Annotated in this window: 10 protein-coding genes; 2 read left to right on the top strand and 8 right to left on the bottom strand. The window is 67.2% G+C overall.

Features of this window, described 5'->3' with window-relative positions; all coding sequences use genetic code 11:
• Nucleotides 1-245 precede the first annotated feature (245 nt).
• The 3 genes from ahpF to IE100_RS16540 all read right to left on the bottom strand — a co-directional run bounded on the left by ahpF (nt 246) and on the right by IE100_RS16540 (nt 4,085).
• Nucleotides 246-1,820 (bottom strand): alkyl hydroperoxide reductase subunit F, encoded by a 1,575-nt coding sequence (gene ahpF / locus IE100_RS00575; RefSeq protein WP_189372120.1) that lies wholly within the window; start codon nt 1,818-1,820, stop codon nt 246-248.
• Between the two features lie 235 nt (nt 1,821-2,055).
• On the bottom strand, nt 2,056-2,619 hold the full coding sequence (gene ahpC, locus IE100_RS00570; RefSeq protein WP_189372119.1) for an alkyl hydroperoxide reductase subunit C: 564 nt from the start codon (nt 2,617-2,619) through the stop codon (nt 2,056-2,058).
• Nucleotides 2,620-2,768: 149 nt separating this feature from the next.
• Nucleotides 2,769-4,085: a methyl-accepting chemotaxis protein gene (locus IE100_RS16540; RefSeq protein WP_189372118.1), complete on the bottom strand. Its 1,317-nt coding sequence runs from the start codon at nt 4,083-4,085 to the stop codon at nt 2,769-2,771.
• A gap of 440 nt (nt 4,086-4,525) precedes the next feature.
• Between IE100_RS16540 and IE100_RS00560 the strand changes: the two genes are divergently transcribed.
• Together IE100_RS00560 and IE100_RS00555 are read left to right on the top strand one after the other, a co-directional pair.
• Nucleotides 4,526-6,412 (top strand): methyl-accepting chemotaxis protein, encoded by a 1,887-nt coding sequence (locus IE100_RS00560; RefSeq protein ID WP_229800160.1) that lies wholly within the window; start codon nt 4,526-4,528, stop codon nt 6,410-6,412.
• A gap of 245 nt (nt 6,413-6,657) precedes the next feature.
• Nucleotides 6,658-8,016, top strand: a complete 1,359-nt coding sequence (locus IE100_RS00555; protein WP_189372117.1) for an MBL fold metallo-hydrolase RNA specificity domain-containing protein — start codon at nt 6,658-6,660, stop codon at nt 8,014-8,016.
• 9 nt (nt 8,017-8,025) lie between these two features.
• On the opposite strand, the gene IE100_RS00550 is transcribed toward IE100_RS00555, so the two are convergent.
• The 5 genes from IE100_RS00550 to IE100_RS00530 are packed head-to-tail and all read right to left on the bottom strand — an operon-like array spanning nt 8,026 to nt 12,269.
• Nucleotides 8,026-9,234 (bottom strand): amidohydrolase family protein, encoded by a 1,209-nt coding sequence (locus IE100_RS00550; protein WP_189372116.1) that lies wholly within the window; start codon nt 9,232-9,234, stop codon nt 8,026-8,028.
• A 23-nt stretch (nt 9,235-9,257) separates the two neighbouring features.
• On the bottom strand, nt 9,258-10,025 hold the full coding sequence (locus IE100_RS00545) for an ABC transporter ATP-binding protein (protein WP_189372115.1): 768 nt from the start codon (nt 10,023-10,025) through the stop codon (nt 9,258-9,260).
• Nucleotides 10,026-10,047: 22 nt separating this feature from the next.
• A complete protein-coding gene (locus tag IE100_RS00540; protein WP_308426759.1) occupies nt 10,048-10,770 on the bottom strand; it encodes an ABC transporter permease in 723 nt (240 codons plus the stop codon).
• A complete protein-coding gene (locus IE100_RS00535; RefSeq protein WP_189372114.1) occupies nt 10,767-11,453 on the bottom strand; it encodes an ABC transporter permease in 687 nt (228 codons plus the stop codon). The genes IE100_RS00540 and IE100_RS00535 overlap by 4 nt, the downstream gene beginning before the upstream one ends.
• 48 nt (nt 11,454-11,501) lie before the next feature.
• Nucleotides 11,502-12,269 (bottom strand): ABC transporter substrate-binding protein, encoded by a 768-nt coding sequence (locus IE100_RS00530; RefSeq protein ID WP_189372113.1) that lies wholly within the window; start codon nt 12,267-12,269, stop codon nt 11,502-11,504.
• Nucleotides 12,270-12,319: the final 50 nt, after the last annotated feature.

The raw sequence follows: 12,319 nt of genomic DNA, 5'->3' as shown, positions 1-12,319 counted from the left end.
TATAACATCAGGAAAACCGGCAGGGAAAGCGGTATTGATCGGCATTTTTGCGGCAGAAAGCACCACGGGAGAGCACGACACAGACAGGCAGCGATGCGGCGGCAATGCAGTATAGACCCGGGCGCAGATCGTGGGCCGGCTGGCGACGCGTCGTGCCCAAACCCCGCATCGAACGATGCGGGGCTTGCTCCGGCAATGACAGAATGACAAGGTTGGCCGCAGGCTCGTTGCGGCCAACCTTGGCCTCAGCTGGCGGCGACGCCGCTGCGGATCAGGTGGTCGAAGGCCCCGAGCGCAGCCTTGGCGCCCTCGCCCATGGCGATGATGATCTGCTTGTACGGCACGTCGGTCACATCGCCGGCGGCGAACACGCCGGGTACGGTGGTGTCCTGATGGCGGCCAACCAGTATCTCGCCACGGCTGGAGAGCTCCACGCTGCCACGCAGCCAGTCGGTGTTCGGCAGCAGGCCGATCTGCACGAAGATGCCTTCCAGTTCGATATGGCGCGCTTCGCCGCTGACGCGGTCGGTGTAACGCAGGCCGTTCACCTTGCTGCCGTCACCGGTGACTTCGGTGGTCTGCGCCTGCAGGATCACCGTCACGTTGGGCAGGCTGCGCAGCTTGTGCTGCAGCACGGCGTCGGCACGCATGGCATCGCCGAATTCCAGCAGGGTAACGTGCGACACGATGCCGGCCAGATCGATGGCCGCCTCCACGCCGGAGTTGCCACCGCCGATCACCGCCACGCGCTTGCCCTTGAACAGCGGGCCATCGCAATGCGGGCAGTAGGCCACGCCCTTGTTGCGGTATTGCTGCTCGCCCGGCACGTTCATTTCGCGCCAGCGCGCACCAGTGGCGATAATCACGGTTTTGGCGCGCAGCGTGGCGCCGCTTTGCAGCTGCACTTCGGTGAGCCCGCTGGCGCTTTCGCTGGCCGGAACCAGCTTGCTGGCGCGCTGCAGGTTCATCACGTCCACGTCGTATTCCTTGACGTGCTGTTCCAGCGCCATCGCCAGTTTCGGGCCTTCGGTCTCTTTCACCGAGATGAAGTTCTCGATGCCCATGGTGTCCAGCACCTGGCCGCCGAAACGCTCGGCCACCACGCCGGTACGGATGCCCTTGCGCGCCGTGTAGATGGCCGCCGCGGCACCGGCCGGGCCACCGCCTACCACCAGTACGTCGAAGGCGTCTTTCTGTGCCAGCTTCTCAGCGTCGCGGGCGGCGGCGCCGGTATCCAGCCTGGCGACGATCTCTTCCAGCCCCATGCGGCCCTGGCCGAACACTTCACCGTTCAGGTACACGGTGGGTACCGACATGATCTGGCGGGCGGACACCTCGTTCTGGAACAGCGCGCCGTCGATCATGGTGTGGCGGATGTTCGGGTTCAGCACCGCCATCAGGTTCAGCGCCTGCACCACGTCCGGGCAGTTCTGGCACGACAGCGAGATATAGGTTTCAAACGTGTATTCGCCGCGCAGGTCTTTGATCTGCTGGATCAGCTCCTGCCCGGCCTTGGACGGGTGGCCGCCCACCTGCAACAGCGCCAGCACCAGCGAAGTGAATTCGTGGCCCATCGGCACGCCGGCAAAGTGCACGCGCGGGGCAGCGTCGCCGGCGCGGCCAACGCTGAACGAAGGCTGGCGCGCATCGCTGCCGTCAAAGCGCACGCTCACCTTGTCGGACAGGCTGGCGATATCGGCCAGCAGGCCGCGCACTTCCTCGTCCTTGGTGCCGCCGCCCAGGCTGGCGACCAGCTCGATCGGGTGTTGCAGGTTGGTGAGATAGCTTTGCAGTTGGGTCTTGATATTGTTGTCCAGCATGGTACGTATCCTTGATTTCGGGTACCCGGGAAAGCGGCGTCAGGGTTGGCCGCGAGGCCGTTTTCCGGGGCACCCGGCAATGAATGTCGGGTGTTGGGGAGGTTTTCTCCCACCTGGTTTCCGCCGATGATTCGGCCCGAGAGCGCGAAGGCAGGCAAGCGGGGGCGCAGACAGTACATGGCGTACGGCAAGCCCCCGCGCCGCGCCCACAATCACGGGCACGCAGCGGCTTTGCTTAGATCTTGCCGACCAGGTCCAGCGACGGTGCCAAGGTGGCATCGCCTTCCTGCCACTTGGCCGGGCACACTTCACCCGGGTGGGCGGCCACGTACTGGGCGGCCTTCACCTTGCGCAGCAGCTCGGCGGCATCGCGGCCCACGCCACCGGCGTTGATTTCCACGATCTGGATCTTGCCCTGCGGGTCGATCACGAAGGTGCCGCGGTCGGCGAGGCCGGCTTCCTCGATCAGCACGCCGAAGTTGCGGGCGATCAGGTGGGTAGGGTCGGCCAGCATCGGGTACTTGATCTTCTTGATGGTGTCGGAGGTGTCGTGCCACGCCTTGTGGGTGAAGTGGGTGTCGGTGGATACCGAGTAGATTTCCACGCCCAGATCACGGAACTGCGGGTACAGGTCAGCCAGGTCGCCCAGTTCGGTCGGGCACACGAAGGTGAAGTCGGCCGGGTAGAAGAAGACAACGGACCACTTGCCCAGCAGGGTCTGGTCAGTCACGTCGATGAACTGGCCGTTGTGGAAGGCTTTGCTGGCAAACGGTTTGATCTGGCTGTTGATGATGGACATGCTTCGCTCCTTGGATGGGTTAGTCGTTGTCGACAGACGCATCATGCCGGATGTCGATAGTCAATTCCAATTGAATGTTTTTTTCAGATAGTTTTATTTTCTTTATCATATCCTTGCCGCGCCCCGCCGTAGCGGCGCGCGGCGCCGTCTCACGACTTCAGATGAGTAAAGCGGCCGATGGCCTCCACCACCGCGTGCGCGCCGTCGCGGATCTGCTCGATGGTGCTGCCCGCGCGCTGGGTCAGCGTCACGCTGTGCTGCGCCTGTTGCAGGATCTGCGCCATGCTCTGCACCGCGCTGCCGGTCTGTTGCTGGATGTCGCCGACCATGGCGGCGATCTCGGTGGTCGACGCACTGGTGCGCTCCGCCAGCTTGCGCACCTCGTCGGCCACCACCGCGAAGCCGCGCCCGGTCTCGCCGGCGCGCGCCGCCTCGATCGCCGCGTTCAGCGCCAGCAGGTTGGTCTGGTCGGCGATGTCCTTGATGGTCTGCACGATGGAGGTGATCTGCAGCGAGCGCGCGCCCAGCTGCTGCACCGTGTGGCTGGCCGCCTCGATGCTGCCGGCCATCTGCCGGATCTCGTCCACGCTCTGGCGGATGCCGGCCACGCCGCTGTCCGACCAGTCCAGCGTCTGCCGTGACGAACCGTAGGCAAACTGGGCGCTGTCGCGCTCCTTTTGCACCTGCTCGACGCGGGCGCTGATGTCGGTGGCGAACTTGATCACGCTGACCACCTGCCCGTTTTCGTCCAGCACCGGGTTGTAGCTGGCCTCCAGCCACACCGGGCGGCCGTCGCGGTGACGGCGCCGGATCTGGCCGGCAGAGAACTCGCCGCGGCGCAGGCGCTGCCACAGCTGTTCGTACTCCGCGCTGCCGGCGAACTCGCGCTCGCACAGCAGGCGGTGATGCTGGCCGCGCAGCTGTTCCAGCGAGTAGCCCATGGTGCGCAGGAAGTTGGCGTTGGCGCCGACGATGGTGCCGTCGGGGGTGAACTCGATGGTCGCCATCGCGCGATCCAGCGCCTGCAGCACCGAGCGGTTGTGCGCCGCCTCGCGCACGCGGGCTGTGACGTCGGTCGCAAACATCACATAGCCGCCGATCCGGCCGGCATCGTCGGCTATCGGGCTGTACGTCGCCTCCAGCCACACCACCTCGCCCGCGGCGGTCACGCGCTGCACCTCGCGCTGGAACGGCTCGCCGCGCTGCAAGTGCGCCCAGAACTGCGCGTAGTCGCGGCTGGCGACATGGTCCCTGGCGCAGAACAGGCTGTGCGGCTGGCCGAGGATGTCGCCGAGCTGGCGGTAAGCCAGCGTGTCCAGAAAGTTCTGGTTGGCCGCCACCACCCTGCGCTCCGCATCGAAATGGACGCTGGCAAAGGCACGCTCCAGTGCGCCGGCAATCGCCTGCTGGGTGCGCAGCTGCTGTTGCAGCTCGCCGATCTGCTGTTTGAGCCTGGTGTTGAACATGGTGGTTTCTCGTGGTGGCGACGGGTTGTCGTAATTTTGTACATATATTGTATTGTACAAATTGCTTATTTACAAAAAATCGTAGTCGTTTGACTACGCATCGCGACGACATACGACCTGGCTGATATCTATCGAAATAGCCAGTCATTGCATGCATAAATCCTGAAGCCGCGCCGCTATTGGCGGTGCGGCCAACCCCGGCGCGCGGCACTGCCGTCATCAAACGGACAAGCCGTGTTGCGATACTGCCCGTGCCGCCGCGCTGCGCTTCAGCGCTGGCGGCAGCTGTTATAGATTGTTATCATCGCGCGCACTGATTTATCACAAACATCCATAAAACAAGACGCAGAGGCTGCGCGCCCACACACACTCACCCGACCCCGGCGACGCCAGGCGGCCGCCAGAGCCGCCGCGTTGCCCTTGCTACTACGAGGAATGCCATGTCGTTAAAACAGCGACTCCTGTTTTTTGTCGCCATCCTGCTGGCGATTGCCATCGCGCTGCTGTCCGCGCTCTCCTACCAGCGCATGCGCAGCGAGATCATCCTTGGCGTGCAGCAGGAGCTGGACGCCGCCATCGCCGGCAACGGCGAGGCGCTCGGCCGCTGGCTGGCCCAGCGCCGCGACGCCATCCAGGCTACGGCCAACCGCCTCGCCGACGTCGACGCCAGCGCGCCCTACCCGGTCCTGCAACAGGGCAAGGACGCCGGTGGTTTCGACCAGACCTTTGCCGGCTACGCCGACAAGGCGATGCGCTACCACACGCCTGACAAGCTGCCGGCCGACGGCTACGATCCGACCGCACGGCCGTGGTACCAGCTGGCGACCGCGCAGAAAGGCACCGCCGTTACCGCGCCCTATGCCTTTGTAGAAAAACAGAAGCTGGGCGTGACCGTGGCCAGCCCAATCCTGCGCGATGGCGCGCAGATCGGCGTGGTCGGCGGCGACATCGCGCTGGACGGGCTGACCGCGGTGGTGAAGGCGATCAGGCTGCGCGGCGACGGTTACGCCTTCCTGGCCACGCGCGACGGCAAGATCGTCAGCCACCCGGCGGCCGGTTCCCCCCTCAAGCCGGTGGCCGAGGTGATGCCGGGCTTCGACGCCGCGCTGGTGAGCGCTGCCGGCAACAGCCCGACGCTGCATGAAGTGGAGATCGACGGTCGCGGCTACTACGCCTCGGTGGCCAGCGTCGCCGGCAGCGACTGGGTGCTGGGCACGGTGGTGGAGAAGGACGCGATGCTGGCGCCGCTGAACCACCTGCTGCTGACGCTGGTGCTGGCCGGCCTCGCGGTCGCGGTGACCGGCATCGTGCTGGCCAACTTCGCCCTCACCCGCCTGCTGGCCAGCCTGGTGCGGCTGCGCGATGCGCTGCTGGATGTCGCCACCGGCGACGGCGACCTGACCCACCAGCTGGAAGTGGACAAGCAGGACGAAATCGGCCAGACCGCCGAGGCGTTCAACCGCTTCATCGGCAGCCTGCGGCAGATGTTCCTGGAAGTGCGCGAACACTCGGTATCGCTCAACGGCGGCATCGACGCGCTGAACGGCATCACCCGCCAGCTGGCCAGCGACTCGCAGCAGCAGGCCGACGCCTCCAGCGCCACCGCCGCCACCATCGAACAGATCACCGTCAGCATCAACCACATCGCCGGCAACGCCACCTCGGCAGAAGAGGTGGTAGTGCAGACCGGGCAGACCTCGCGTCAGTCGGCGCAGGCGGTGGGCGAGCTGGCCGGCGGCATCGAACGCATCGCCGGCCAGGTCGGCCAGCTGGCCACCACCCTCGGCGCGCTGGGCGAACGCTCGGCGCAGATGGACCAGATCATCAACGTGATCAAGGACATCGCCGACCAGACCAACCTGCTGGCGCTGAACGCGGCGATCGAGGCGGCGCGCGCCGGCGAGACCGGGCGCGGTTTCGCGGTGGTGGCCGACGAGGTGCGCAAGCTGGCCGAGCGCACCGCCAAGGCCACGGTGGAGATCGGCGAGCTGATCGACGCCACCCACCGCGACGTGGAATCGGCACTGGGCGGCATGGAACACACCCGGCAATCGGTGCAGCACGGGGTCAGCGCCTCGCGCCAGGTCGCCGGGCAGATGGCCGGCATCGAGGACGAGGTGTCGCGCGTGGTTCTGACCATCCGCGACATCGCCGACGCCACCCGCGAGCAGTCGATCGCCACCACCGACATGGCGCGCGCGGCAGAGACCGCCAACCACATGGCGATCGAAACCGACCAGGCGGTGCAGAACGCCACCCGCACCGTGAACGAGCTGCACCAGCTGTCCAACCACCTGCACGACATGGTGGCGCGCTTCCGCCTCTGAGCGGTGTTTGCAGCATGACAAGGTTGGCCGCAGCGTCCGCGTTGCGGCCAACCTTTTTTGCTTTCTGCCTCCCTGCGGCCGGCGCCGCATCCCGTTCATCGGCCCCGGAACGTCCTGCCGGAGCCTGTCACCGCAAATCGGGCCACTTCCCGCGCGGCGGCTCTCTATAAAGGAGAGTGAAACGTCGCGCCGCCCCCGCTGCGCGGCCCCCTGCCACCAGCGCCCCAGCGGCACAGGAAACGCTCATGCATCTCACCTTTCTCGGCGCCGCCGGCACCGTCACCGGCAGCAAGTACCTGCTGGAGTGCCGCGGCCGCAAGATCCTGATCGATTGCGGCCTGTTCCAGGGCTACAAGCAGCTGCGGCTGCGCAACTGGGCCGGGCTGCCCTTCGCCCCGGCCGACCTGGACGCGGTGGTGCTCAGCCACGCCCACCTCGACCACAGCGGCTACCTGCCGGCGCTGGTGCGCGACGGCTTTCGCGGCCCGGTGTACGCCACCGAGGCCAGCTGCGAGCTGGCCGCGATCCTGCTGCCCGACAGCGGCTACCTGCTGGAAGAGGAAGCCGAATACGCGAACCGCCGCGGCTACTCCAAGCACCATCCGGCGCTGCCGCTGTACACCGAGGCCGACGCCGAACGTTCGCTGGCCAGCCTGCGGCCGCTGCCGTTCAACCAGAGCCACGAGATCTTCCCCGGCGTGCGGCTGCTGCTGCGCCCGGCCGGCCACATCCTCGGTGCCGCCAGCGTCACCATCGAGGCCGACGGCAAGACCCTGGTCTGCTCCGGCGACCTCGGCCGCCAGCACGACCCGATCATGCCGCCGCCGCAGCCGGTGCGCGCCGCCGACTACCTGCTGGTGGAATCCACCTACGGCGACCGCAGCCACCCCGCCGAGTCGGTGGAAGACCTCCTCGCCGAGGTCATCAACCGCACCGCTGGCCGCCACGGCATCACCGTGATCCCGTCCTTTGCCGTCGCCCGCGCCCAGCTGCTGATGTACTACCTGTACAAGCTGAAGCAGCGCGGCCGCATCCCGCAGCAGCTGCCGGTCTACCTCAACAGCCCGATGGCCAGCGACGTCACTGCGCTGTACCAGCAGTTCCGCCACCTGCACAAGCTGTCGCAGAGCGAGTGCGAGGGCATGTGCCGCGTCGCCCACATCGTGCGCTCGGTCGAGGAATCCAAGCGCCTGAACCAGAGCAAGGAACCGTGCATCATCATCGCCGCCAGCGGCATGGCCACCGGCGGCCGCGTGCTGCACCACCTGAAGGCGTTCGCGCCCAATCCGCGCAACACGCTGCTGTTTTCCGGCTTCCAGGCCGGCGGCACCCGCGGCGCGCTGATCGTGGCCGGCGCCGGCTCGGTGCGCATCCACGGCCAGGACGTGCCGATCAATGCCGAAGTGGTGGCGCTGGACCACCTGTCCGCCCACGCCGACAGCAACGAGATCCTGCACTGGCTGCAGGGCTTCGACAGCGCGCCGCAGCAGGTCTTCGTGATCCACGGCGAACCGGCGGCCGCCGACGCGCTGCGCCGCCGCATCAGCCTGGAGCTGCACTGGCACGCGACGGTGCCGGAACACCAGCAGCGCGTCGCGCTGTAGCGCGCCCGCTTACGGCAACGCCAGCAGGCTGTCCAGCAGCACGCCGTCGCGGACGATCACCCGGCCGTGGCGGATCAGCGTGCGCTGCGGCGGGCGCAGCGCGATGGCTTCGCCCACCGTCTCGGCCGGCAGCAGCAGGAAGTTGGCCGGCTTGCCCGGCGCCAGCCCGTAGTCGGCCCAGCCCATGGCGCGGGCGCCGTTGACGGTGCCGGCGTCGAACGCCGCCCGCAGCCCTTCGTCGGTGCGCTCGTAGAAGCGGTAGGCCTGCAGCATCACCCGCTCCAGCATGTCGCCGTTGCCCATCGGCGACCAGGCATCGCGGATGCCGTCCGAGCCCAGGCACACCGTCACGCCGGCTGTGGTTAGTTCGGCAAACGGCGGCACGCCGATGTCCGCCGGCGCGGTGGTCACGACGCTGATGCCGTTTGCGGCCAACCTTGCCGCCAGCGGTGCCACTTTCGGCCACGGCAGCATGCCCAGGCAGAAGGCGTGGCTGAGCATCACCCGCCCCTGGCGCCGGTACTGCTCGGTGAAGTCGCAGATGCGCGCGATCTGCCACAGTCCCAGCTCGCCGCCATCGTGCAGGTGGATGTCGACGCCGCGGTCGAACTCGGCGGCCAGTTCGAACACCTGCGTCAGCTGCGCGACCGGGTCGCCGTCGATGCCGCACGGGTCCAGCCCGCCCACCACCTCGACCCCGGCTTCCAGCGCCCGGCGCATCAGCGCGGCGGCGCCGGGGCGGGTCACGAGGCCAGCCTGCGGGAAGGTGACCAGTTCGATGTCGACCAGCCCGGCGTAGCGGGCGCGCAGTGCCAGCATGGCCTCGATATGCGACCAGCCCAGCTCCGGATCGGCGTCCACGTGACAGCGCAGCAGCTGGGTGCCCTGCGCGATGCAGTGCTCCAGCAGCGCGCCGGCGCGGGCGGCGATCGGCACCGTCTGCTCGCACAGGATGCGGCGCTCGTTGTCGATACGCGCGCGCAGGTTGTCGGCGGCGCTGTGCGGCTGCCACGGCAGGCTCCACAGCGTCTTGTCGAGGTGGGTGTGCGCCTCCACCAAGGGCGGGGTCAGCAGCCGGCCGCCGCCGTCGAGGTCGCCCGCCGCCAGCGGCACGTTTGCCGCAGGGCGGCGCGCGCCGATGCTGCCGGCCACGATTTCGATGTCTTCTGCCGCGCCGCCGTAGGGGCGCACATTACGCAGCCACAGTGTGTTTTGCATGCTCGTCTCGCTTGTGGTCATGGTTACTTCAGGCTGCCGGACAGGAACTGCGCCAGCCGTTCGCTCCTGGGCGCCACCAGCACCTGCTTCGGGTCGCCCTGCTCCTCGATGCGGCCCTGGTGCAGGAAGATCACGTGGTTGGACACCTCGCGGGCAAAGCCCATCTCGTGGGTGACCACCACCATGGTGCGGCCCTCCTCCGCCAGCGCCTGCATCACGCGCAGCACCTCGCCCACCAGCTCCGGGTCCAGCGCCGAGGTCGGCTCGTCGAACAGCATCACGTCCGGTTCCATCGCCAGCGCGCGGGCGATGGCCACCCGCTGCTGCTGGCCGCCGGACAGGTGCGACGGGTACTTGTCCTCCACCGTGGCGGCCAGCCCGACCTTGGCCAGATATTTGCGCGCGCGGACGAGGGCTTCGACGCGGTCCAGCCCCAGCACGTTCACCGGCGCCTCGATCACGTTTTCCAGCACCGTCATGTGCCCCCACAGGTTGAAATGCTGGAACACCATCGCCAGCCGGGTGCGCAGCCGCTGCAGCTGGCGCGCGTCGGCGGCGCGCAGCGCGCCGTGGTGGTCGGCCACGGTGCGCACTTCTTCATTGCCGACAAAGATGCGCCCCTTGCTCGGCTGCTCCAGAAAGTTGATGCAGCGCAGGAAGGTGCTCTTGCCGGAGCCGGAGGAGCCGATGATGCTGATCACGTCGCCGGCGCGGGCCTTGAGCGACACACCCTTGAGCACTTCGTGCGTGCCGTACTGCTTGTGCAGTTCTTCTACGGTCAATTGGTACATAGTGTTTCTCCGGTACGCGCGGTTAGTGGGCGCGCGGTTGCAGGAAGGCCAGCCAGCGACGTTCGCAGCGGCGGAACAGCCACACCAGCGCGAACACCACGCTGGCGTACAGCACGGCGGCAAGGCCGAAGGCCTCGAACGAGGCGTAGGTGGCCGAGTTCACGTCGCGCGCCACTTTCAGCAGGTCCGGCACGGTGGCGGTAAAGGCGATGGAGGTGGAGTGCAGCATCAGGATCACCTCGTTGCTGTACGAGGGCAGCGCGCGGCGCAGCGCCGAGGGCAGGATGATGCGGCGGTACAGCGTGAAGCGCGACATGCCGTAGGCGCGCGCCGCCTCGATCTCGCCGTGCGGGGTTTCGCGGATCATGCCGGCGAACACCTCGGTGGTGTAGGCGCAGGTATTCAGCGCAAACGCCAGCAGCGTGCAGTTGAAGCCTTCGCGGAAGAAGGCGTCCAGCAGCGGCTGCGCCCGCACCGCTTCCAGGCTGTAGATGCCGGAGTAGATGATCAGCAGCTGGATGTACAGCGGCGTGCCGCGGAACACGTAGGTGTACAGCCACACCGGGCCGCTGATCAGGCGGTTGGACGACACCCGCGCCACCGCCAGCGGCACCGACATCACGAAACCGATCACGATGGACAACAGCAGCAGCCACAGCGTCATGGCGAGGCCGGACAGGCGGTAGCCGTCGCTCCACAGGTAGGCCTGCCCGTATTCCTGCACGATGGCAATGATCTCGTTCATAGCTCGGCCTTTCTGACACCGGCGGCGTAGTGGCGACCCAGCCACGCCAGCAACAGGGTGGACACCGTGGTGATGGCGAGATAGATCGCCGCCGCCACCAGGCTGAAGAAGAACAGCTGCAGCGAGCCCTTGCCGGCGTCCTGGGTGGCTTTCACCACGTCGGACAGGCCGATGATGGACACCAGCGCGGTGGCCTTGATCATCACCTGCCAGTTGTTGCCGATGCCCGGCAGCGCGAAGCGCATCATCTGCGGGAACAGCACGCGGCGGAACACCTGCCACGGCGTCATGCCGTAGGCCACCGCCGCCTCCAGCTGGCCGCGCGGCACCGCCTGGAACGCGCCGCGAAAGGTCTCGGTGAAGTAGGCGCCGTAGATGATGCCCAGCGTCACCACCCCGGCCACGAAGGGGTCGATGTCGATCTGCCCGGCACCGGCCCACTCGGTCAGGTGGTTCAGCGCGATCTGCAGGCTGTAGAACAGCAGCAGCATGGTGACCAGGTCCGGCACGCTGCGGATCAGCGTGGTATAGCCTGCGGCCAACGTTTGCAGCAGGCGGCTGGCTGACAACCGCGCGCTGGCCCCAAGCAGGCCCAGCAGCAGCGCCGCCGCCAGGGCCAGCAGCGCCAGCTGCAGCGTCATCCAGGTGCCGCTGGCGATCAGCGGCCCATAGCCTTGTAACATGATGATCTCCTTGCGGCACGGGGCGGTGCGCCCCGTGCCGGGGGCGGCTTAGTAGATGTCGAAGGAGAAGTACTTGGCGGCCAGGCGCTTGTAGGTGCCGTCCTTGTGCACCTCGGCCAGCGCGCGGTTCAGCTGCTGGCGCAGATCGGCATCCTCCTGCCGCAGGCCGATGGCGGCGCCCACGCCCAGGGTTTTCACGTCCGCCACGCCGTTGCCGGCGAAGGCGTAGTCACGCCCGGCGGCGGTCTTGAGGAAGCCCAGCTCGGCCTGCACCGAGGACTGGAACGCCGCGTCCAGCCGGCCGGAGGTCAGGTCCTGGTACACCTGGTCCTGGTTCGGGTATGAGGTCACCGTCACCCCCTTCGGCTCCCAGTAGGCCTTGGCGTAGGCCTCGGCGGTGGAGCCCTGCTCCACGCCGATGCGCTTGCCGCGCAGGGTGTCCGGCGCCGGCTGCAGCGCGTTGCCCTTCTTCGCCACCAGCCGTGGCGGCACGTTGTAGATCTTGTCGCTGAAGCTGATCTGCTGCAGGCGTTTTTCCGTCACCGCCATCGACGACAGGATGGCGTCGAACTTCTTCGCCTTCAGCGCCGGGATGATGCCGTCCCAGGCGTTCTCCACCCACACGCACTTGGCCTTCAGCCTGGCGCACAGCGCGTTGCCCAGGTCGATGTCGAAGCCGACCAGCTCGCCGCTGGCGGCCTTGGATTCGAACGGGGCGTAACTCGGATTCACGCCGAAGCGGATGACTTTCCAGTCCTTCGCCACCGCGCCCATGGATGCACAAACCAGCATTACGCCCAGTGCAAGCTTTTTCATGACAGATCTCCTCTTGATGTAGACAGGCGTGGGCGACCCACGCCGTTGCG

This window comes from Vogesella alkaliphila, assembly GCF_014652475.1.
In the GTDB taxonomy this organism is placed as follows: Bacteria; Pseudomonadota; Gammaproteobacteria; order Burkholderiales; family Chromobacteriaceae; genus Vogesella; species Vogesella alkaliphila.
Note: the sequence above shows the minus strand (reverse complement) of the source record. Positions and strands in the feature narration are given on the sequence as shown.